Annotated in this window: 23 protein-coding genes and 1 tRNA gene; 11 read left to right on the top strand and 13 right to left on the bottom strand. The window is 48.3% G+C overall.

All coding sequences use genetic code 11. The annotated features are described in order from the left end of the window. The first annotated feature begins 147 nt into the window (after positions 1-147). Both MHI45_RS26245 and MHI45_RS26240 read left to right on the top strand, forming a co-directional pair. On the top strand, positions 148-726 hold the full coding sequence (locus MHI45_RS26245) for a chromate transporter (protein ID WP_306080836.1): 579 nt from the start codon (positions 148-150) through the stop codon (positions 724-726). Further along, entirely contained in the window at positions 726-1,265 is a 540-nt protein-coding gene (locus MHI45_RS26240) for a chromate transporter (protein ID WP_076112621.1), read from the top strand. Before MHI45_RS26245 ends, MHI45_RS26240 begins: the two co-directional genes overlap by 1 nt. Positions 1,266-1,287: 22 nt before the next feature. On the opposite strand, the gene MHI45_RS26235 is transcribed toward MHI45_RS26240, so the two are convergent. After that, positions 1,288-1,665 carry a PH domain-containing protein gene (locus tag MHI45_RS26235; protein ID WP_076112622.1) on the bottom strand — a complete coding sequence of 126 codons (378 nt, stop codon included), beginning with the start codon at positions 1,663-1,665 and terminating at the stop codon, positions 1,288-1,290. Between the two features lie 168 nt (positions 1,666-1,833). Here MHI45_RS26235 and MHI45_RS26230 point away from each other — a divergent pair, with 168 nt between their 5' ends. The 3 genes from MHI45_RS26230 to MHI45_RS26220 all read left to right on the top strand — a co-directional run bounded on the left by MHI45_RS26230 (position 1,834) and on the right by MHI45_RS26220 (position 4,646). Beyond that, positions 1,834-2,001 carry a hypothetical protein gene (locus MHI45_RS26230; RefSeq protein WP_179091806.1) on the top strand — a complete coding sequence of 56 codons (168 nt, stop codon included), beginning with the start codon at positions 1,834-1,836 and terminating at the stop codon, positions 1,999-2,001. A gap of 123 nt (positions 2,002-2,124) precedes the next feature. Beyond that, positions 2,125-4,137 carry a ribosomal protection-like ABC-F family protein gene (gene abc-f / locus MHI45_RS26225; RefSeq protein WP_076112623.1) on the top strand — a complete coding sequence of 671 codons (2,013 nt, stop codon included), beginning with the start codon at positions 2,125-2,127 and terminating at the stop codon, positions 4,135-4,137. Positions 4,138-4,172: 35 nt separating this feature from the next. After that, a complete protein-coding gene (locus MHI45_RS26220; RefSeq protein ID WP_076112624.1) occupies positions 4,173-4,646 on the top strand; it encodes an ASCH domain-containing protein in 474 nt (157 codons plus the stop codon). A gap of 204 nt (positions 4,647-4,850) precedes the next feature. On the opposite strand, the gene MHI45_RS26215 is transcribed toward MHI45_RS26220, so the two are convergent. From MHI45_RS26215 to MHI45_RS26200, 4 genes are all read right to left on the bottom strand, one after another. Continuing rightward, a complete protein-coding gene (locus tag MHI45_RS26215; protein ID WP_179091807.1) occupies positions 4,851-5,003 on the bottom strand; it encodes a hypothetical protein in 153 nt (50 codons plus the stop codon). 202 nt (positions 5,004-5,205) lie between these two features. Continuing rightward, positions 5,206-5,823 carry an NUDIX hydrolase gene (locus MHI45_RS26210; RefSeq protein ID WP_076112625.1) on the bottom strand — a complete coding sequence of 206 codons (618 nt, stop codon included), beginning with the start codon at positions 5,821-5,823 and terminating at the stop codon, positions 5,206-5,208. 34 nt (positions 5,824-5,857) lie between these two features. Beyond that, a complete protein-coding gene (locus MHI45_RS26205) occupies positions 5,858-6,811 on the bottom strand; it encodes a methyltransferase domain-containing protein (RefSeq protein ID WP_076112686.1) in 954 nt (317 codons plus the stop codon). 43 nt (positions 6,812-6,854) lie between these two features. Further along, positions 6,855-7,310: a winged helix-turn-helix transcriptional regulator gene (locus tag MHI45_RS26200; RefSeq protein ID WP_256718191.1), complete on the bottom strand. Its 456-nt coding sequence runs from the start codon at positions 7,308-7,310 to the stop codon at positions 6,855-6,857. A gap of 114 nt (positions 7,311-7,424) precedes the next feature. Here MHI45_RS26200 and MHI45_RS26195 point away from each other — a divergent pair, with 114 nt between their 5' ends. Next, positions 7,425-8,105 carry an SDR family NAD(P)-dependent oxidoreductase gene (locus MHI45_RS26195; protein WP_076112626.1) on the top strand — a complete coding sequence of 227 codons (681 nt, stop codon included), beginning with the start codon at positions 7,425-7,427 and terminating at the stop codon, positions 8,103-8,105. 157 nt (positions 8,106-8,262) lie between these two features. Continuing rightward, positions 8,263-9,618 (top strand): dipeptidase, encoded by a 1,356-nt coding sequence (locus MHI45_RS26190; RefSeq protein WP_076112627.1) that lies wholly within the window; start codon positions 8,263-8,265, stop codon positions 9,616-9,618. Between the two features lie 150 nt (positions 9,619-9,768). On the opposite strand, the gene MHI45_RS26185 is transcribed toward MHI45_RS26190, so the two are convergent. From MHI45_RS26185 to MHI45_RS26160, 6 genes are all read right to left on the bottom strand, one after another. After that, on the bottom strand, positions 9,769-10,449 hold the full coding sequence (locus MHI45_RS26185; RefSeq protein WP_341119682.1) for a hypothetical protein: 681 nt from the start codon (positions 10,447-10,449) through the stop codon (positions 9,769-9,771). Between the two features lie 64 nt (positions 10,450-10,513). Then, complete coding sequence (locus tag MHI45_RS26180; RefSeq protein WP_076112629.1) at positions 10,514-11,089, bottom strand: hypothetical protein; 576 nt, start codon at positions 11,087-11,089, stop codon at positions 10,514-10,516. Positions 11,090-11,540: 451 nt separating this feature from the next. Continuing rightward, positions 11,541-12,269 (bottom strand): hypothetical protein, encoded by a 729-nt coding sequence (locus tag MHI45_RS26175; protein ID WP_144024405.1) that lies wholly within the window; start codon positions 12,267-12,269, stop codon positions 11,541-11,543. A 411-nt stretch (positions 12,270-12,680) separates the two neighbouring features. After that, positions 12,681-12,754 (bottom strand) — tRNA-Gly (locus tag MHI45_RS26170). A 73-nt stretch (positions 12,755-12,827) separates the two neighbouring features. Then, positions 12,828-14,954: a putative bifunctional diguanylate cyclase/phosphodiesterase gene (locus MHI45_RS26165; RefSeq protein WP_076112632.1), complete on the bottom strand. Its 2,127-nt coding sequence runs from the start codon at positions 14,952-14,954 to the stop codon at positions 12,828-12,830. 180 nt (positions 14,955-15,134) lie between these two features. After that, positions 15,135-16,094 (bottom strand): aldolase catalytic domain-containing protein, encoded by a 960-nt coding sequence (locus tag MHI45_RS26160; protein WP_179091808.1) that lies wholly within the window; start codon positions 16,092-16,094, stop codon positions 15,135-15,137. Positions 16,095-16,335: 241 nt separating this feature from the next. On the opposite strand from MHI45_RS26160, the gene MHI45_RS26155 reads away from it, so the two are divergent. From MHI45_RS26155 to MHI45_RS26140, 4 genes are all read left to right on the top strand, one after another. Beyond that, positions 16,336-16,578, top strand: coding sequence for a FeoA family protein (locus MHI45_RS26155; RefSeq protein ID WP_038587302.1), 243 nt, complete (start codon positions 16,336-16,338; stop codon positions 16,576-16,578). Then, complete coding sequence (gene feoB / locus MHI45_RS26150) at positions 16,575-18,587, top strand: ferrous iron transport protein B (protein ID WP_076112633.1); 2,013 nt, start codon at positions 16,575-16,577, stop codon at positions 18,585-18,587. The genes MHI45_RS26155 and feoB overlap by 4 nt, the downstream gene beginning before the upstream one ends. A gap of 43 nt (positions 18,588-18,630) precedes the next feature. After that, positions 18,631-18,813, top strand: a complete 183-nt coding sequence (locus MHI45_RS26145) for a FeoB-associated Cys-rich membrane protein (RefSeq protein WP_052091870.1) — start codon at positions 18,631-18,633, stop codon at positions 18,811-18,813. Between the two features lie 110 nt (positions 18,814-18,923). Continuing rightward, the gene (locus MHI45_RS26140) at positions 18,924-19,070 is read left to right on the top strand and encodes a hypothetical protein (protein WP_179091809.1); all 147 of its coding nucleotides are present in this window, start codon (positions 18,924-18,926) and stop codon (positions 19,068-19,070) included. 91 nt (positions 19,071-19,161) lie between these two features. Here MHI45_RS26140 and MHI45_RS26135 read toward each other — a convergent pair whose 3' ends face one another. Together MHI45_RS26135 and MHI45_RS26130 are read right to left on the bottom strand one after the other, a co-directional pair. Beyond that, the gene (locus MHI45_RS26135; protein ID WP_256718192.1) at positions 19,162-20,667 is read right to left on the bottom strand and encodes a leucyl aminopeptidase; all 1,506 of its coding nucleotides are present in this window, start codon (positions 20,665-20,667) and stop codon (positions 19,162-19,164) included. A 149-nt stretch (positions 20,668-20,816) separates the two neighbouring features. Continuing rightward, complete coding sequence (locus tag MHI45_RS26130; RefSeq protein ID WP_076112635.1) at positions 20,817-21,920, bottom strand: ATP-binding protein; 1,104 nt, start codon at positions 21,918-21,920, stop codon at positions 20,817-20,819. Positions 21,921-22,110: the final 190 nt, after the last annotated feature.

Genomic DNA, 22,110 nt, shown 5'->3' with positions numbered 1-22,110 from the left:
ACACAAACTCAAATTCCCCGGCATTATTTTGTGAACGGTGCACAAAGATTAATCGAAATACACCCTATCCTGTAGTTGCAGTCATACAAATTGATATAGAATGGGCACAAAAAAGCTAAAGTCTGTTTATCCCGGAGGAGGAATCCCGTGAAATCCATCAGTAACGAATATGTACAGATAGCAGCCGCGATGTTCAGGACGGGAATTCTCGGCTATGGCGGGGGCCCCTCCGTAATTCCACTGATCCGGCATGATGCCGTAACCCGCTATTCCTGGCTGAGTGATGATGAATTCGGGGAGACGCTGGCCATCGCAAATGCCTTGCCCGGGCCCATCGCCACCAAGATGGCGGCATATCTCGGCTACAAGCTTAAAGGGGTAAAAGGTGCGCTGCTTTCCGTACTGGCGCATATTCTGCCTAGCTGTATTGCGATGATTGCCCTGTTATCCGCGGTGAATTATTTAAGCGGCTCCAAGGTAGTGGCAGGCATGATTGCTGCTGTCTCTCCCGTGATTGCAGTGATGCTGGGAATGATGGCTTACGAGTTCGCGCAAAAAGCGTTCAAAGGATTGGGGAAATGGATCGGGGGTGCTTTCCTGCTGCTGGCACTGGTACTGCTTGAGGTGCTTCACCTGCATCCTGCCATCGTGATCGTACTTTTTCTTGGCTATGGAACGGTTCATTACCGGATAATGGCAAAGAAAAATAAAGGAGGAACCGCCTGATGGAATGGCTCAAACTGATTTACGGCTTTTTTATGGCCAATCTGCTGGGCTACGGCGGCGGCCCTTCCTCCATTCCGCTGATGTACGAAGAGATCGTGCCGCATTACGGGTGGCTGAACGATGAAGAATTCTCCAATATGCTGGCGCTCGGCAACGCCCTGCCCGGACCGATTGCGACCAAAATCGCCGCTTACGTCGGCTATGACGTCTATGGCTGGTTGGGACTGAGCGCTGCTCTCGCTGCTACGGTTCTGCCCTCCGCTGCCGCACTGATCATCCTGCTCGGAGTGATGCAGAAATACAAGCAGTCGCCCGTCGTTAAAGGAATGACCTTGCTTGTACAGCCGGTGATTGCCATAATGATGGCCGTCCTGACTTTCAAAATGGCCAAAGGTCCGGCGGACGTTATCGGCATCTGGCAGACGCTGATCATTGCCGCAATTGCCTTTTGGGCTATGAAGCGGCTGAAGCTGCATCCCGCACTCGTGATTATTGCCGCTTTTGCTTATGGAGGGCTGGTGCTCCGGTATACGGTCTAGCGGCGGCTGCCGCAAGGACCTCCTATTTCAAAATGTACTGCGAAAGCACCGACTGAACCTCATAGATATTGACGGATTTATTGAACGTCTTCTTCAGCGGCAGTGAGCTGCCGGATACATAAAGACACAGCTCTGCATCCAGATCAAAGTGCCCCGCCGTCTCCACCGAATAATGGGAGATGTTTTGGTAGGGAATGGAGTGATATTGCGTTTTTTTGCCGGTGATCCCCTGCTTGTCAACGAGAATCAGCCGCTTGTCCGTAAAAATGAACATATCCCTGATCAGCTTGTAGGCCCGCTCAATTTTTTCATGGGGGGTCAAAATCCGCGCGTATTCACGCTGCACTGCCGCCAGATCAACCTTCGTTGCATTGCCCAGCAGTCCATTAAAAAGTGCCATCACTGTTCCTCTTTCCTGTTGCTGATTTGGTGAGCTGCCTCAGCCATATAACATCCTATTGTGCAATTCCAATTATATGCTGTGGTTCATTCCGCTTTTTTTCTATTGCTATTATTGCGAATATTAGGTAAACTACTGTTAAATTTGTATCGAAGGAGGTGTAGAGGAATGGATCGCAATTGGACCAACAGTGTTATTAGCCGGCTGCCTATCGCTATGGCTGGCATCGTTCATGTAAATGCCGACAACGGGAGAAGTCTGTCCATTTACAAGAATTTAATAACACTACACAATTGTGAAATGCCTTTCCTGCCTACACTTCAACGGATCTCATAAACCGGAGAACAATCAGGCCGCGGGGAAATTTCCCTGCGGTCTTTTTTTGTTCCATGATGTCCTCCTGGAGGCATCCCCTTTGAAAGACAGCGGAGACAGGGCATTCTTAAAAGGAGAATACCTATGATCATTTCATGTCAAAACGTACAAAAATACCACGGTGCCCAGCTTGTGCTGAGCGATATCACCTTCGATATCCGCCAAGGCGAGAAAATCGGCCTGATCGGCCGCAACGGCTGCGGCAAAACCACCCTCTTCCGCCTGCTGAGCAGTGAAGAACGCCCCGATCAAGGGCAAATCTCCATCCGCAGAAACAGCATCATCGGACTGCTCTCACAGATCCAGGAAGCGGACGGCGACGAGACGGTATATGCCGTGCTCCAGCGCAGCTTCGCGAAACCCCTGGAGTGGCAGCAGCGCCTGCGGGAACTGGAGCAGGAAATGTCCGGGCTGAACTCCGGAACGGACGAACAGGACTGGAACAGACTGCTCAAGGAATACGGCAGTCTGCAGGAGAAGTTCGAAGCAGCCGGAGGTTATGAGATTGAAGCCTCAATCCAGCGTGTAGCGGCAGGCCTTGGAATCGGAACCGGGCAATACGACCGCCGGTTCGCTTCCCTCTCCGGAGGGGAGAAGACAAAGGTCGGCCTCGCCGAGCTGCTGCTGCGCCGTCCCGATATCCTGCTGCTGGATGAGCCGACCAACCATCTGGATATGGAGGCCATAGAATGGCTGGAGCAGTTCCTCCAGACTTATGACGGCACAGTCCTTGCAATCTCTCATGACCGCTATTTCCTGGATGCCGTAGTGAAGAAGGTCATCGAGATTGAAGATGGCGAAGCCATCACATATCACACGAATTACAGCGGATACCAAGTGGAGAAAGAAGCCCGTCTGCTTCAGCAGTTCGCCGATTACCAGGAACAACAGAAGAAAATCAAGCAGATGCAGGAGAGCATCAAACGGCTGATTGAATGGGGCAACCGTTCCAATCCGCCGAACCCTTCCTTCCACCGCCGGGCGGCCTCCATGCAGAAGGCGCTGGACCGGATGGTCAAGGTCAAACGCCCAATTTTGGAGCGCAAATCGATGGATTTGCAGCTGCAGCAGGATGACCGGACCGGCAACCAGGTCGTCATCCTCGACCGGATCACCAAAGGTTACGGTAACCGCAGGCTGTTCTCAGAGGCCAGTGACATCCTGCGATATGGCGAGACTACCGCACTAATCGGCGGCAATGGCGCGGGCAAGAGTACGCTGCTGCGGATGATACTCGGCCAGGAGTCCCCGGATAGCGGAAGCTGCACCCTTGGATCAAGGGCTGTCGTTGGTTATCTTGCCCAGGAGGCAGTGCCGGAGGGCGGCGGACAATCGGTGCTGCGCTATTTTCGGGAGGAGGCCGGGCTTGAGGAAGGCGAAGCCCGCGGGCAGCTTGCCCGGTTCCTGTTCTACGGCAGCGATGTGTTCAAGGACATCACCAATCTCTCCGGAGGCGAATGGACGCGGCTGCGTTTCGCGATACTGATGCACCGCCGTCCAAATCTGCTCATTCTGGATGAGCCGACCAACCATCTGGATATTGATTCCCGAGAAGCACTGGAAGAAGCGCTGGAGGAATTTCCCGGCACGGTGCTGGCTGTTTCCCATGACCGTTATTTCATTAACCGCTGCTTCGGCAAGCTCTGGGCGATTGATCAAGGCCGCTTCACCTCCTTCTCCGGAAATTACGAATATTATAAAGAAAAGCAGGCTGAGAAGGCTGCCGCTGCAAGTCTGCAAACCGGAATGAGCGGCCAAGGCGGCAAACAAATGGCGAAGCCGGATACATTGCCCAAATCAAAAGTCCCTGCTGAACTAGCTGAGACTGCGGATTCACGATCTGGTACCCCGGCAAAAAGCGGGTCCAAACCTGAACGTTCCACCGATTCCCGCAAGCAGCGCTCCAGTATCTCCTGGGAGCAGGAAATAGCCGCAGCGGAGGCGCAATTAGGCCTTATTGATGCTGAGATGCTGAATCCCGTTATTGCCAGCGATGCTGGAAAACTGGCTGAGCTTCAGCATAATAGAGATGCCGCACAGGAGAAGCTGGATGACCTCTATGCGTCCTGGTTGAGCGAAGCAGAGGCACACCAATAACATTTATAAACATAGGGAAAGCAAAGGTGATAACAATGACAGACACTCCGGCCGTGGAGGCCTATTGGAGTACTTATATTAAAGCCCATCCCGAAGCTGCAGAACTGTATGACAGCGCGTGGTCCTTCGGCGACAATCCCCGGCTTGCCAACGAATTGCTTGAGCTGGTGCTGAAGGGAACCAAGACGGGAACCGCCTCCGATTATGATTTGAACGAAATCCGCGGACTCACCCAGCCCTTTGTTCACGGCCACTCCATCCTTCTGGATGCCAGCGGCGAACCGCGGGCAATCATCGAAACTATAAAGGTAGAAGTCATTCCTTTTGACAAGGTAACTGCGGAGTTTGCCTATTCCGAAGGCGAGGATGACCGCAGCCTGGAATCATGGCGCTACAATCATGAGCTGTATTTTACGAGGGAACGCAAAGCCTATGACAAACCCTTCGATCTTCAGATGAAGGTGGTCTGCGAGAATTTTCAGATTGTCGATATCAGACAGCCCCAGTAATTCTTATATTTTCAAAAATGGCTGGCCTTCCTTATGTTAAGGAGGCACAGCCATTTTTTGTTCATTGCTCATGTATACGCCCTTGTATCATCCCGAAGTTGATATCAGTTCTGATCCATTAAAAAAGGCCGCTTCCTCATGACGAAGAGACAGCCTTCATTGTATAGTTACAATTAGTGTAAGTTGAATCCTTAGGATTAAGGTTTAGTGCCAGATCCCCATGATCCAGCCAACCACCGAGATCCATAAAGGAATGCTAATCAGAATGCCCCAGACCAGTCCGGTAGCAATATTACCTTCTGCAGGACGTGTTGCATTCTCCTGCGTTAGCGGAAGTCTTAACTCTTCTTGTTCCATGCGATCCCCTCCTAAATTTCTTATCGACACAGTAGAGGAAAAAATGTAGACCGCCTGACCCAAAAAGTTGTGTTTCCAAATATTTTTTTAGATACAAAGGCTCAGCGGTCCTTCTATGCAAAGGCTTACATAATTAATATTAACCAATTTTTGTCTCAATTAAAACTTATATTTTATCTATTTCGTACATTATATGCATTAACTAGTCCAAAATTACCGGCTTCTGCGGATCATTCAAGAATTGAAACATTGTTCGCAGCTGCTCCGCCGTATTCCGCTCCACAGACAGCTCAGGCAGCTCATCCTCAGCGAAAAAATCCACCTCGCTGGTCTCCACGCCTTCCGCTGCCTCCCCGCCGACAATCTTGCACAGGATAAACATTTTGTAGACATGATAAGGCTCCGGGGGATGATTATGGAATTTCTTATCCAGCACGGCCAGCAGACGGACTGCTTCCGCCTGAAAACCCGATTCCTCGGAGATTTCCTTAACGACTACCTCGCTCGCAGACAGTCCAATATCGGCCCAGCCGCCGGGAAGCGCCCAATTGCCGTCCAGCTTCTCGCGGACCAGCAGAATTTTCCCCTCACGGAAAATAACGCCGCGCACATCTACCTTCGGTGTGCTATACCCGCCTTCACCCGCAAAAGAGAGCCGGATCCGCTCCTTGCTCTCAAACGTATAATTCGCCAGAATGTCCACGCTCAGCTCACGCAGTGCTTCATAACGTTCGATGTCGTACACGTCTTTGGCGTAGGTAAGACCTGTCTGGGCAATTCCCTGAATCTCCTTCGCCCAAGCTAACCATTTCTGTTCCATAGTTTTATCGCCTCCATTAACATATCGAAAAGGATTATTGGCATAGCATTAAATGACGGGAGAACATCCCCTTTTTAGCAACACAGCGGTCGATAATTTCAAATCCTGCTGTCTCTATCATCTCATCCATCGCTTCGATAGCCACGATGACAACCCTGTCTGCAATCCGGCGCGCGTTCACGAGTATGGCATACTGCTCCTCTGGGGTAATGCTGGAATATAGATTGTAAGGCATGTCCACGATGGCTGTGTCATAATGTTCCTCAATGTCTGCAATATCTCCCAGCGCCACTTCAGCCTCGAAGCCGAAATGGGCAATATTCGTCCGCGCTCCTGCCGCAATAAAGGGGTTGATATCGCGGCCAACGATATTGATGCCCATCGACAGTGCCTCTACCATTACTGTACCGATGCCGCAGCAAGGATCAATGACTTTGACGCCTGCCGGAGTTGGGACCGCCATATTGACAGCCGCACGGGCCACTCTTGTGCTGAGGGCAATAGAATAGCTGCGCGGTTTTTTCATCTGCCGGAACCAGGTTGCCTTGTTCTTGTGATAAGCCCCGAAGTACCAGCGGCCGCCCAGTGTTACTATACCGTATACAAGCTCCGGATGGTTCACATCCGCTTCTCCCTCAATCCGCAGGCCGATCTCCCGCTCAATAATTCTGCGTTCATCATACTCTATTTTATCCGCAGGGGACAAATCATTAGTTTTCACAAAAATCACCTTGAAGGTTTTGCCGTTCAACTCCACCTGCTCGGTCTGCTTATAAATTTCCTGCAGGCTGTCCCCCCCGTACATCACGTCAATCCGTTCCTTAATAAAAGGGCTGCGGCTGACATCCGCTTCAATCTCACTTGCAAAAATGGCAGGCGGAATCTCCCGGCCAAACAGGCAGCGCAGCTCCATTCCGCATAAAGAAATCTCGTCCTCCGAGCATGCGTAAGTATAGATATACGCGGGATTCCCGCCCTTATTAGGCATGTTTGCTTCTTCTTTCAGATCTGTATATGAATTCAATGACACGTTATTCCGCTCCTATCGCTCCCGCTGCTGGCGGGGCTTCTGTTTCATTTAGAAATTCTCCTGTATCGGCACCGGTATGCCCGTAGTCATAACTGATCCTCGCCCCGGCGATTTCTTCACGATTTCCGTTAACCCATTCAACAAGGGCGGTCAGCGGCTCCAGCAAGGACTCACCCAATGCTGTAAGACCATATTCAACGGTCAGAGGCACGGTAGGCGTCGCTTTGCGCCAGACTATTCCGTCCCGCTCCAGATGGCGGAGCGTTTGGGTGAGCATACGCTGCGAAATTCCGCCCGAGCGCCGCTGCAGCTCCTTGAACCGCAAAGATTCCACACCTAAATTCACGATAATCAGCACACTCCACTTATCTCCAACCCGGTCCAGAATCTGCCGGGCTATGGTGCAGTCCTCAAGCATCGGCAGCTGACCGTCTTGCTGAGTCAATAATCGATCCATTATGGTTACCTCCATGTAACTTGAGCATATAATAGTGCCTTCTTGCTGCACAAGCCAACTAAGTTTATCATGGTTACTGTTAGTAATCAACAACCGGAAGGGAACTGATATCAAGTGAAAACAATCGCTATCGTAGGGGCCGGTCCGGGACTCGGACTCTCCATTGCCAAGAAATTTGGTACAAACGGTTTTCAAGTCGCTTTAATTTCCCGCAATGCGGACAAGTTAAATCATCTGGTGGACGAATTAAAGGGGCTGGGCATCGAAGCGGCCGCCTTCCCTGCTGATCTTTACAATAAAGAACAATTGACTGCCGCTTTCCAGGGGATCAAAGAAAAGTATGGCTTCATCGACGTGCTGGAATTCAGTCCAACCAGCGGCAATTATCCGCCGACTCCGGCGTCACAGGTTACTGAAGAAAATGCACTTGATGCGTTCCAGGCACTGGTAGTAGGCGCTATCCGCAGTGTGGAGCAGGTCTTGCCGGAAATGCTGGCCATGCAAGACGGGGCTATCCTGTTCACAACCGGCCTCTCTTCCCTCTATCCCATACCGATGATGGGCAATATCGGTATTGCGCTAAGCGGGCTGCGCAACTATGCCAACAACCTGCACACCGACCTTGCTCCTCAAGGGATCTACGTCGCTCACTTGGCGCTGGGTGTATTTATTAAGCCCGGTACAGCTACAGATCCGGGTCTTATCGCTGATGCATGGTATGATTTATACACCAGCAAGTCACAAGCTGAGGATACCTTCCCGCAAGGCGTCACTCCGGCCACAATTATCTGGTAAGCCATTTCACCAATCCATTTTGATCCATAGGGAGTTCTCCAGTATAATGGAAGCATTACACTGCTAAACCATGACGGCGGTGCATTGCCCTGAGCTCTAGGCTCAGGGCTTGTACTGCCTGTTTTGCGCAGCGAACTCCAAGGAGGTACATATCACTATGTCTTATGAAACTTATTTTCAGACTGAGCGTGAAGCTCAGCTTGTCGAATTGAAGGAATGGCTGGCCATTCCCAGCATTTCCGCCCTGTCCGTGCACAAGGAAGACGTCAATTCAGCCGCACATTGGCTGATGGACACGCTGAAGCGCGCCGGGCTGGAGAATATCGAAATCCATCCCACAGCGGGCCATCCAGTAATCTATGCCGATTATCTTCACGCGCCGGGCAAGCCGACCATTCTGGTATACGGCCACTATGATGTCCAGCCGGTAGATCCGCTTCATTTGTGGACGACCCCGCCGTTTGAACCGGAAATCCGTGACGGCAAGCTGTACGCACGCGGAGCAACAGACGATAAGGGTCAGGTCTTCATGCACATCAAAGCGATCGAAGCCATTCTCAAGCAGGAAGGCACCTTGCCGGTCAATATCAAGCTGTGCATTGAAGGCGAGGAAGAAATCGGCAGCGTGAATCTGCCGCCATTCCTGGAAGCAAGCAAGGACAAACTGGCTGCAGATGCCGTGCTTGTCTCCGATACAGCCCTGCTGGAACGCGGACGCCCTGCCATCTGCACCGGGCTGCGCGGATTGTGCTCACTTGAAGTCAGCGTAAACACCGCATTGACAGACCTGCATTCCGGCTCCTACGGCGGCGGTGTGCCAAATGCGCTGCATGCACTCGTTTCCCTGCTGAGCTCGCTGCATGATGGCAACGGCCGTGTTGCCGTCGATGGTTTTTACGATGGCGTCCCTGATCTTTCTCCTCTGCTGTGTGAGGAGTTCGCCAAACAAGGTGTGAATGAAGAGAAGATCAGAGAAGCCCTCGGCCTTGAACAGCTGTACGGCGAAGAAGGATACAGTTTTGTAGAGCGTGTCGGCGCCCGCCCGACCCTTGAACTTAATGGGGTTTACGGCGGTTTCCAGGGTGAAGGCAGCAAGACGGTCATCCCTAAGGAAGCCCATGCCAAGATCACCTGCCGCCTTGTCGGCGACCAGGATCCGCAGCATATTCTGGATGTTGTTGAAGCTCATCTGAAAGCGAATATCCAAGCCGGAGCGAAACTGCATGTGAAACAAATGGAAAAAGCGCGTGCCTTCAACATCGACCCGTCGAATCCGATTCTGCAGACTGCGGCAGACGCTTTTGGCAAGGTATACGGCACTCGGGCACTCTTCACCAAAGACGGCGGATCCATTCCAATCATGGAGAGCTTCTCGCGTATCCTCAAAGCACCGGTTGTCCTGATGGGCTTTGGACTGGATGACGAAAACCTGCACGCTCCGGATGAACATTTCAATCTGGAGAATTTCGATAAGGGACTGCTTACGATTGTCGAGTTCCTGAAGACAGTTTAAACAAGAAGCCATTCTCCGCTGAGAGTTGCTTATCTAAAAAGGCCGGATTTCCCGTTATTGAGGGAAATCCGGCCTTTTTTTCTGATTCGTTAATAGCCATTAAGTAGAACAATCCCACGACCAGTTAAGGTTGACAGGCTTTAATTCACTTCATGCCACACATATCAATGTTATCAAATTTGTTTCGTCTGAAACCGAAATAAACATTTCTTCACAGACGCTTGAAAGCCAGCGAATGGTCACACGGTTCTTAAACGAATCATTAAGCGTCCATCCATTAGGTGGAATATTAAATATCCCACTTCGGCGAAGATATGATAATTCCAACAGTCTCCATATTTCATCCATTTCATCAACAACTAAACTATCAATTTTATGGAGATCAACTTTATAGATGGTAAACTTTTGTTGAACATATGTTTGTTTTATGTCCTGACTAAAGTCCCTATCTTCAAACAATTCCTTTAGAACTTTATTCAGAAAATTATCATTCTCGAATTTTTCATTAAAAATTTCAACAGAATTACGATTCATATTTTTAAAAGATAAATCCAATCCCACATTACTTATTATTTTTGTTATATCTTTAAAATGTACTCCTAGATCACCTAGCATTTTATTATAAACCCATGGATCATCTGCGGGAATTACAACCCTCCCATCTTCAATGTGTCCATTAACTAATAAAGGTGCAAGTAAGAATTTAGCCGTTAAAGTTAAATCTATGGGCAATCCTACACCAAGATTAATTTTTTCAAAACTCGGATTAGCTGCAAATTCCATTCTTTTTATAGGAATATCGTTCTCATTAATCTTTGTTAAGAAATCCATTAGACCTCCATCTCCGCCTTCTCAAAAAAAGAAGATATCTTAGAAATTAGTTATTCTAATTATCTCACGTAGTAGTAAATGATACAACGATTGGATTCTTAAGATAGCCTATTTCACCATTCCCATCTTTGATATATCCCCAGACGTCAACTGAATGAAGTCCTGTGTTACTATACTCAGTTTGAGATTGATCTTGAGCAAATTGTTGTGGAGAACTGTGCGTCCCCACTGCATGATCAGTTTCTCCATTAGACCACTTCACATCTAAATTCCAAGATTTTATTCCAACAAAACCGCTGGAATTCATTGTCAAATTGGCATATGTACGTCCCTCAGTTGTTCCGAAAACAGTGACACTAAGGTCTCCCATAACTTGAGATGGACCTTCAAAATTGCCTGTTGAAGCTACTCTAGCTTGGGAGTCAGTTGTTTGGGAGTTGATCAGTTCTTGGAAAGCCTCTACGTCTTCTGGATTCACCGCCGTAATTTGACGAGTTTCAGTATTTAAAATTAAGGTCTTGCTAATGACTTGTGTAACTTCATTCACATCCTGTATTCCTACACTTGCAAAAGCACTAGTCGGTAAAACTAGAATAAGAGCAGCGACAACAGTAACTATTACTTTTCTCAACTTAAACAAATGCTTCACTCTCCTTTAAATTTATAATACATACACATTTTTACATATATTATCTTTAATATTAAGAGTCCCCAGAACTTTAAAGATAGTTCTTGTTAACTGTTTCAATTCCCATTTAAGGGTTTATATTACAAAAAACACTCTTCTATGCTTTTCGTCCTATATAAAACAACTCTGTCAACACACTCAGAGTTTACCCATTAGCTAAAGCTGATGGGCAGTGAACCAAAGTTACGATTCTTTTTGACCTTGCCTTCGAATTTAAACTAAGCATTTTCAATCGCCGCGGCGATGAAATACAGGAACAAAAAATACCCGTCGACCAGTTAGGTTGACAGGTATTTTCCCGGACCAAAACCGGCATTCTGCGGAGTCAAGTTTTACAGAGTTTATCTTATAACAACAATAACCCGTCAGTTCAGTTTAGCGAGACTCTGTATATGAGAGTATTTTATTTTGTCTTGAACCAAATACCGCCAGTTCCATCATAATTTCGAGAAAAAGCAATTAGCGGAGAAGCATCACTCGTTTTCACTTTGTAGCCAACCCAACCTTCATGAGAAGAACCAGCATATACATTTGTACTTATTGACGGTTCTGGGGAAAGAACGATATCAGCACCATACTCAGTTCCTGATGTCGATATGAGCTTATAATCAAACTGATTTAAGTCTGCTGTCGCTCCAACCTTGTCCACTTTTTGTATGCTCACTTTAATTTTAGCAAATAAGTATTCGTATCCAGCATCTGGCTCACTTGCAAAATCACTGTATTGCTCTTTTGCAGCCTCCCAAGCTTCTGCACCTCTAAGAACTTGCGTGACAGATACAGTACCTGAATATCCGCCATTTTTGTTATTAAAATTAACAGCAGTTCCTATAGCAGTAGGATTTGCGCGGCTAGAAACTGAGGCACTGTTAGAAGTTGAAGTGGATGGACTTCCAATAATAACCTTTTTATTCTTTATTGTGACTTCTGTTCCAGTGGCTTTTGCGAATGCTTGTATCGGAGCGTATATAGATCCATTAATCACAGCGCCATCAGCAATTTTAACTCCACCTTTTTCTATCGTTACCACGCTCTGAACTTTCTGGCCCAAAAGTCCCGTTGCTGCAAAGACTGTCACACCGCTAAAAAGAACAGCGCCAGAAACAAAACCTATAACAAATTTCTTCATCATAAATCCCCCAATGGTAGTTTTATCCTATACTACCATTGTCCTATAGCAACGTAAATGAGAGATTTACTATTTTTGGAGCGCAGCAATTTGGGCGTCCAGATATGCTAGTTGCTTCTGCAGGTCAAGTTGCACGGCCTGCGGCATACTGCTGGTATGCTATACGGGAATCCGGTTCCGATCTTAAGACAATCCAGGAACGGATCCGTCATGCTAAGCTAGACATGAGCGTGGAATATACTCATGAGTTCGATATTATTAACCGGGAGGTAGTCGATAAACTTGTAGGCCTCAATCCAAAAAACATCAAATTCGCCCCATGAACTGCTCCATGAATGAATTGTCACCTATCGTATGTCGAAAATTGCGCAAATAAAAAACCCTTGCATGACAAGGATTTCGAAGTTAAGTGTATGGAGCGGGTGATGGGAATCGAACCCACGCTATCAGCTTGGAAGGCTGAAGTTCTACCATTGAACTACACCCGCAATGCAAAGTGAAGACAAAAAGTATTGTATCATTCCTATGAATAAAATGCAACCCTATCGGCTCACGGAATTGCTACGAAGACGGCGATACAACTAATGGTGTGAGGAAAGCCTGTTCAAATTCAGCCGCCTTGACAGGCTTGCTGAAAAGGTAGCCTTGCGCCTCATGACAATGCTGCTGGCGTAAAAATTGCAGCTGCTCCTTGTTCTCGACACCCTCAGCGGTTACCTTCAGCTTCAGGTGATGCGCCATGGATGTGATCGTCGATACAATTGCTGCGTTGTTGCTGTCTTCCATAACTTCTGAAACAAAGGACCGGTCGATCTTAAGCCGGTCGATCGGCATATTCTTCAGGTAGTGCAGCGAGCTATAGCCTGTACCAAAATCATCTATACTGATGAACAGCCCCAGCCGTTTCAGACGGTTAAGCTGATCAAAGGCAGTTTCTTTGTCCAGAGTCATGCTTTCGGTAATTTCCAGATCGACATAACAAGGATCAAGCCCGATCTCCTGCAAAATGGCAGCAATTTTGCCGTCCAGGTTCGGCTGAAGAAACTGACGCATGGACAAGTTGATCGAGACACATATCGGCCGGTACCCTGCTGTCTGCCACTGTTTGTTCTGGAGGCAGGCCGTTCTAAGGACCCATTCACCGATTGGAACAATCAGCCCGCTCTCTTCGGCAATCGGAATGAAATCGATTGGTGAAACAAGTCCGCGCTTGGGATGATCCCAGCGCAGCAGTGCTTCCATCCCGACAATTTCTTCGGTATCCAGCTGCACCTGCGGCTGATAGACAAGATAGAACTCATTGCGTTCAAGCGCTCTGCGCAGATCATTCTCCAGCTTGAAGCGTTCCTTGGCCTTCATCTGCATGGCCGGGATGTAGCGGCGGATTTCTACGCCCTGTTCTTTAGCATTATGAACAGCGGTATCCGCGTTCTGAATCAGTTCTTCTGCAGTATCCCCGTCTCCAGGGTAAATGCTCATTCCGAGACTTAGTGAAATGTGATATTCTCCCGACTCCAGCTTTACCGGTGTTTCAAATAACCGCAAAAGCTCTGTCGCCCGGACCAGACAGTTTTCCACACCGGTGCGGTCTGTCATCAGAAAAGCGAACTCATCGCCACCCATACTGTACATTTCTTCGTTTGACTTCACTTCATTTCCTATGCGCTCTGCAACCATCTGCAGCAGCAGGTCCCCTGCGTAATGACCAAGTGAATCATTGATGTTCTTAAAGTGGTTGATATTCATAATCAAAAATGCTGAGAACCCCTGAGTCTTGTCTTTTTCACCGCGTTGAACGATTTCTTCGGCGCGCTGCATCAGACACCTTCTGTTCGGCAGTCCTGTTAATTCATCATGATACGCCAAATAATTGATCCGCGCTTCCGCCTGTTGGTTCTCATGAAAAGGCTCTTCAATTGTCAGCCGGTAGACTCCGGTAAGCAAAAGGTAATAGGCTACTCCGCTGCTAAGCATTCCAAAGAGATAATCCATCTCGCCGATACTGAACAGATTCATAAAAAAGACCTGGCCCATGGCGAAGAAGATCAGCGCACGGATAATAATGAGCAATGACGCCGATTTTTCAATTTTGCCCGGGTACACGATAATAGCTACTCCAAGCAGATAAACAAAAAGCACGGCCATATCCACAACATGCTTTAAAGTGCTTATCCATGAATACCCCCACTGTTCCGCAGCAATAGAGTGGCTGAAGATTACTCCCCCCAAAGAGAGCACAATCAGCAATATAGCAACACTGAAGACCTTCTTCTTGCCTCTAACAGATACCGGCTGGTCCTCTCTGCTAAAAATAACCAGGATTCCAAGTGCACTTGCCAAACGGGAGAAGGTGAGCAGCCAAAGCGATTGTTCTGAAGTAATGTACGAAGAAATCCCGGGAATACCTGCAAAGCTTAACGTGTGTAAGAAATCAAAAATACATACTCCAAAAAATAAAGCAGAGGTGTAAAGTCTTGCCTTGGATAATTTATCGGAGAAAAACAGCCAGCCCTGAGCAAAAATTGCGAAACCAAAAGCAATATTGCAACAGCCAATCATAAGATATAGGGCCGAAAGCCAATTCTGATTCTCAATATTACTGAGCGGTGTACGAAAAATCTGAATTAGAAGGAACAGCACAGCTCCTACTATAGCCGCTTGAATGGTCTTTCTCTCTTCTTGTCTCATAAGTCCCTCGCGTCTGAAATGATATCTATTTTAAAATATACGGATATATTAAGTCCTATGTATAAATATCGGCTTGGCTACCCCATAAAGTTACATTCAACTTTCTGCATTATAAAAAGAAAAAACAGCAAAAAAGCACCTTCCCCTGGCGTAGAGGTCAGTGCTTCTGCATGTAGTCAATTATTTATCTCCGAAGTTCACCTCAGGAGTTGTAAGCTTGTCATAAAATTCTACAGCCTTATCTTTGTCTTCCGAAGAACGCAGCGCCATTGCAGAGCGCGGATGTTCATCCAGTGTTCCGGTGATCATGTAAGGAATAATATATCCCCATTCTTCCTTCTCGCGCAGAGGAATCATCAACCGCTCAACGATATCCAGAACAGGCCGCAGCGTATATTTTGTATTTTTTAGATGGGTAACCAGCAGCTCGGTCGGGCAGTTGCCTGCGGCGCGGCCCATGCCGTAACAGGAAGCATCAAGCAGTTCTACACCCTTCTCGGATGCAATAAGAGTATTGGAGAAGGCCAATTGCAGATTGTTGTGGGTATGTACGCCCAAACGTTTATTCGGCAAATGCGTTCTGAACTTTTCCACCAGATAATGAATATCATTATGATCCAGGCTGCCGTAAGAATCTACAATATATACAACGTCAACCACACTCTCGCGGATCTGTTCAAATGCCTCCAGCAGCTCATTCTCCATCACGTTCGACAAAGCCATAATATTAATCGTTGTCTCATACCCAAGATCATGGAAGGTCTGCACCAGCTGCAAGGCCTTGTCCACATCCTTGCTATAGCAGGCTACACGAATGAGATCCAGCATGCTCTCACTGCGCGGCAGAATATCATTAACATCCACGCGTCCGATATCTACAAGCGCGGAAAGTTTGGTGTTCCCCTTTTGCGGGATGACCTTGCGCAGGAAATCATCGTTCAGAAAACGCCACGGTCCTGCACCCTCTGCTCCTTTAAGCAGCTTGGGCGAATTTTTATATCCGATTTCCATATACTCAACACCGGCCTCGTTCAATCCGGCGTACAGATTCTGCACAAATTCAACACTAAAATCCCAGTTGTTCACCAGTCCTCCGTCACGAATGGTGCAATCTACAATTTTACTCTGATTACTCTTCACTATTTGTTCTCCCTTCCACATATCCTTCATTATTTCCGCCAGCATAGACTTACTATGCAATCATTATCGTACAATCATACTTTAGTGAAGAAGAAGTTGTAAAGAAAATTCCAGGTTTCTTTCATATCCTTTTTCACAGCAACATAACAATGACATAAATCACAGTAAATCTCTATACGAAATGCTACAGTACAAGAAAATGAATGAGATTGATTATCAGTCTCTCTCGGAGGGATAGAAAATGGCTTCTACATCCTGCTCCTTACTGCGCTTACAACCGGGCTCTACAGGCTCCATCCATAAAATAGAAGGAATGAACCCCATATTACGGCGCCGTCTGGCTGATCTAGGGGTGTCCGAAGGCGTTAATATCCGGCTAAAGGGAAAAGGACCTTTCTGGGGGCCTGTTACACTGGAGTGCAACGGCCAGCTGTTTGCCATTCGGCGGAAGGAAGCCTCCCGGATTGAGGTGAATGTATCATGAGTTCAATAGCACTTTTGGGTAATCCCAATACAGGGAAAACCTCACTTTTCAATACTCTTACTTCTTCCTATGAATATGTAGGGAACTGGGCCGGTGTAACCGTAGAGAAAAAAGTCGGCAGCCTGAAAAACGGTGCAGGAAAGCTGATCGACTTGCCCGGGATCTATTCGCTTCATCCGCTCTCCCGGGATGAGGGTGTAGCTGCCCAATACCTGATCGATGAATCGCCGGAGGCCCTGATCAATATTGTGGATGCCTCCCAGCTGGAACGGAACCTGCTGCTTACCCTGCAATTGCTGGAATACGGCAAACCTACCGTGCTTGGTCTGAATATGATCGACGTTGCCAAAGCACGGGGCATTGTTGTAGATCATGAAATATTGCAAGAGCGTCTCGGCATTACCGTGCTGCCCCTGATCGCCAGAACCGGCAAAGGAAGCGGACAAGTGCTCAGCGTTCTGGAGAAAAGAACGACAATCCCCCCGGTCAACTTCAAACTTGATTATGGTGAATTGGCTGAAGCGGCCATTTCTTCGATTGAGCAGGAATTACAGCATACCCCGGGCTTACCAAACCGCCGCTGGGTCGCGCTCCAGCTGATGGAACAAAATCCTGTCGTCCTTGAACTGCTCAAGAAACGTGTAAATACGGACCGCCTGCTGATGATTTGCGACAATTGTCAAAGCGAACTACAGAACAAGAAGCTGGCGTTGACCCTTCCGCAATGGATTCGTTCAATCCGAATGGATTATATTCGTGCCGTATGTCTGGCGGCGATGGATACAACAGCACAGAAACCGCATAATCTGACGGAAAGACTCGACTCCATTTTGACACACCGTTACTTGGGATTGCCTCTGTTTATCGCCTTTATGTACGCGATGTTCAAAACAACCTTTGACTGGGTAGGCGGACCTTTATCGGATATTGTAGACGGATGGATTTCCGGCCCGATCAGTGAAGGCGCCACTTCCCTGCTTCAAACGATTGGAGCTTCCGGCTTCACGCATGCGCTTATTGTAGACGGTATTATCGGTGGTGTTGGTGGTGTAGTCGTTTTCGTTCCACAGATCTTCATCCTGTTCCTGATGATCTCCTTCCTCGAGGACTCCGGTTACATGGCGCGTGTCTGCCTGTTGATGGACAGCACGATGGAGCGGATGGGTCTTAACGGCAAAGCCTTTATTCCGTTCATTATCGGCTTCGGCTGCAATGTGCCGGCCATTATGGCTGCGCGCAGTATTGAACAGCCCAAAGACCGTATGCTGACCACACTGCTGATGCCGCTCATGTCCTGCTCAGCAAGACTGCCGGTATACCTGCTGTTTGCAGCGGTCTTCTTTCCGGCCCAGCAGGCGACTGCCGTACTGGCAATGTATGTCATGGGTGTCGTGTTTGCCCTAATCCTATGTAAGCTGTTCTCCAAACATCTGTTTAAGAATGAATCGTCCATCTTTATTATCGAACTTCCTCCTTACCGGATGCCGCAGCTCAAAGCGCTTGGCCGCAGTACCTGGGAGAAGGGCAAGGGCTTTCTGCGCAAGGCGGGAACTATTATCCTCGCCGGCTCGGTAATTATTTGGCTGATGTCTTACGCAGGTCCCGGCGGATTCAACGTTGAAATGGATCATAGTTTCCTGGCAAAATTCGGGGGAATGATTGCACCACTGCTATCCCCGCTTGGCTTTGGGACCTGGCAGGCAGGCTCAACGCTTGTACCCGGATTCCTGGCCAAAGAGGTCGTAGTATCTACCATGAACATCATCTATCATGCTCCGGATGCTGCTGGACTGGAAGGACAAATTTCCCAAGTCTTTACTCCGCTAAGCTCAATTAGCTTCATGGCCTTTATCCTGTTGTATATTCCTTGTCTGGCTACTGTAGGGGTTATTAAGAAGGAAACGGCGTCCTGGAAGTGGACCTTCTTCTCCATGGGCTACTCCCTCGTACTGGCATATATCGTATCTCTGGTTATTTTCCAGGGTGGACGTTTATTGGGATGGTCGTAGAATCTGCAACAAACAGATTTCTTGATGAAAGCGGGGCTTGGCAATGATAATAAATATTTTAATTATAGCGGCTGTGTTTGGTTACTCCGGCTGGATGATTTACCGGCATGTTCAAAAGGGCAAACAGGGGGCTTGTGCTGGCTGTGACAAGGGGAAAACCTGCTCGGCGGCATCCCTGGACTCTCCATTCTCCTGCGGTGGAGGAGCAGCCAATAACAAGCTTTAACCCTAAGCACGGACGGACAGGAAGAAATAAACGGGTTTGAATTCCCCGCCATACGGGTATGTTTGTTATAAGCAACTGCAACGAAGACCAATACCCAAGGAGGAATAACCATGAACACCAAAAAAACGTTATTTACCACGGTAGCATTGGGAGCAGCCTATTTACTGAAAAATAAAAATACCCGTGACAAAATCATGAACGGTATACAGTCCTTTACTTCTCAAGTAAAAGCCAAAAAATCCAGCAGAACCGTATAGGCTGCTCTGCCGGATGAATAATCAGCATTGGAAAAGCCGTAAAGCTCCGTATGATGGAGTTTTACGGCTTTTTGTTTGATGAGATCATCCTCTAGGAATGGGGCTGCTGACTTATTCCCAGCAGATATTCCAGCAACGTCCGGACCATTACACCCGTGGCACCTTTGGGATTAACCCCCCGCTCCCTGGAGAGGAATGCCGTTCCGGCAATGTCCAAGTGAATCCAGGGCAAGCCTTCAGCAAACTCGCCGATAAATAATCCGGCTGTTGTAGCCCCCCCGAATCTCCCGGCAGCATTGCGGACATCCGCGACCTCGCTTTTCAACATCTCACGGAACTCGGGATACACCGGCAGCTGCCATATCTTCTCCCCGGACAACCTGGAAGCCTCCATGAGCTCCTGCATAAAGGTCTGGTCATTGGTAACGGCTCCTGTGGCAACATCCCCCAGTATGGACAGCACAGCCCCTGTGAGGGTAGCTACGTCTATGAACCGTACCGCTCCCCACTCCCGGGCATAGGTGAGTCCGTCTCCCAGTACTATCCGGCCTTCGGCATCGGTATTTAGCACTTCAATGGTTCTTCCACTGAGAGAGGTCACAACATCACCTGGCTTAAAAGCACTGGCTGAAGGCATATTTTCGGCAGAAGGAATCACTATTACAGCATTGATCTTCGGGCGCAGCCTGCCCAGCGCCTCTGTGACCCCAAGCACGGCTGCCGCACCGCCCATATCGCTGATCATCTCTTCCATGCCTGGTGCTCTCTTCAGTGAGATGCCGCCGGTATCGAAAGTGATGCCCTTGCCGACAATTCCCACGACGTCCTTCCACTCGTTTGTTCCCTGATAACGAATGACGATCATCCGCGGCGGATGAATGCTGCCTTTGCCGACAGCAAGCAAGCCTCCCATGCCCTTCTGTTCAATCTCCCGTTCATCCAGCACTTCAGCGGGAAATCCATAACGTTCAGCCACATCAATCGCCGCGGCCGCAAGCGCAGACGGTGTCAGTTGATTGCCGGGCAGGTTGGTTAGGTCCCGGGCCAAATTCGTTGCTTCACCAAAGGCCAGCCCGCGCTCAATCCCCTGACTCCAGCTATTCCCCTCAGCTTCTTCCACCTTAAGCTCACTATGGAATGTAATGGTGGTCAATCCTCCAACCGGAGGCTGGTCCTGCTTATAATGTCTGCGCCGGTACGCCCCCAGTACAAAGCCCTCTGTAAGCGCCTGCGCAGTCATTTCCGTCTCTTTCACCTTTAAAGCGGCAGGTAAATGGATCACGAGTGTCGCCGCCTTCAGCCGTAATGCAGCCCTGGCCACTTGTGCCGCCAGCACCCTGATCTCCTCTGCCTCCAAATCTCCGCTGCCGCTCCCCGCCAGCAGAATGACAGGAATTTCAAATGCCTCCCCTGCAGGCAGTGTATAGGTCTTATTCAGCTTGCCCGTAAAAAGCCCGGCTTTGACCAGCGGATCCATTCGCTCCTTCCACTCTGTTGCAAGACTGCCTGCCTCAATTTCAGTTTGTGAGACTATATAGCAAAGCACATCGCCCTTTATGGCAGCTATTGAACTTCCGCAGCTCCATTCAATATTCAATAGAACCCCTCCAATCATCCATCTTAATCATCCGGCTAATAACGCAGATAAGGCTGATTCCTGCACTAAGCTGTGCAATGCAGGAATCAGCCTCTTTCGCTTATTAAGTATAACTCAGTATTGTCCAAAAATCCGCCCAGAACACCCTTTTACTGAATAAGCGGCAAAGAAATGACAAACCGGGTGCCTTCGTTGACTCTGCTGCTGACAGAGATGCAGCCGCCATGATTTTTGATGATCCTGTCACTTACGGACAGCCCAAGCCCCGTCCCGTTTTCCTTCGTCGTAAAGAAAGGGTTGAACAACCTGTCCAGTGTTAAGATATCCATCCCTTTGCCATTGTCGGAAATAAAGATACGGACCTCCGCCCCTTCCCGGCGTGCCCCTACCTCAATCTTTCCAATTTGGTCATCATCTCGCTCTGTAATCGCTTCCATTGCATTTCTAATCATATTCAGCACCACCTGCTTCATTTGCTTGACATCGCCGGAGATGATCATATCGCCATGTAGCGGGTGGAGATTAATCTGGCAGCCTTTCATCAAGGCTTCGCTCTCTGTAAGCAGGACAACCTCTTTAAGTAATGCCGATACAGGAATCATGCTGACCTGCGGGACCGAAGGTTTGGAAGAAGTCAGGAATTCATGAATAATGTCATTGGCGCGGTCAATTTCAGCCAGTATAATTCTGCCGTATTCTTCTTTGCCCAGTTGATGCAGATGAGGATGCAGCAATTGAATAAATCCGCGGATCGCTGTGAGCGGATTACGAATCTCATGGGCGATGGAAGCGGACAGCTTGCCCAGCATAGCCAGGCTGTCATTCTGGTAAGCAGTTTGCTCAATCAGCTTGTAATCGGAGATTTCTTTGACCGTAAACAAATAACTGCCCTTCATTTGCTCTCCGCAGCATAATGAAACCCGCCAGTAACGGCCGTATTCATCTACGAATTCATAGCTCTGCTTCCCCTTTTGCACCATCTCCCGATAACTCCGCAGTACCTGCTTCTTCTTAAAGCGGCCGAGCTGGATGTGGGATAACAGATGGGCCATCGTGCAGCCCAATAGAGAATGGCGGTTCAGTTCAAGCATGCCATACATTTGTTTATTAACAAAAGTTAGAACTCCCTCTTCATCAAAAAGTAATATCCCACTGTCAATGTGCTCCAGAACATCCTCATATGTAGTGTCCATTGATCCGGATTGAAACGTTCTTGCCGGTAAAAGCAAGCTTTCTTGATATTGGCTTATCACGATACGAAGTTCCCCCTTTTACTGCATTTGACGAAGACGCTTAAGCGACATCAAATTACTATGTATTTGAGTATATGACGAAGCCGCCAGAACATTCGGAAATCGTATTATATTATCCAACCGTTTCAACTATATTCCAATCATATCCAAGAGAAGAAGACAACGCAATCGGAGAAACTGTCGAATCCTA

This window comes from Paenibacillus sp. FSL H3-0321 (genome assembly GCF_038002865.1).
Lineage (GTDB): Bacteria > Bacillota > Bacilli > Paenibacillales > Paenibacillaceae > Paenibacillus_AQ.
Note: the sequence above shows the minus strand (reverse complement) of the source record. Positions and strands in the feature narration are given on the sequence as shown.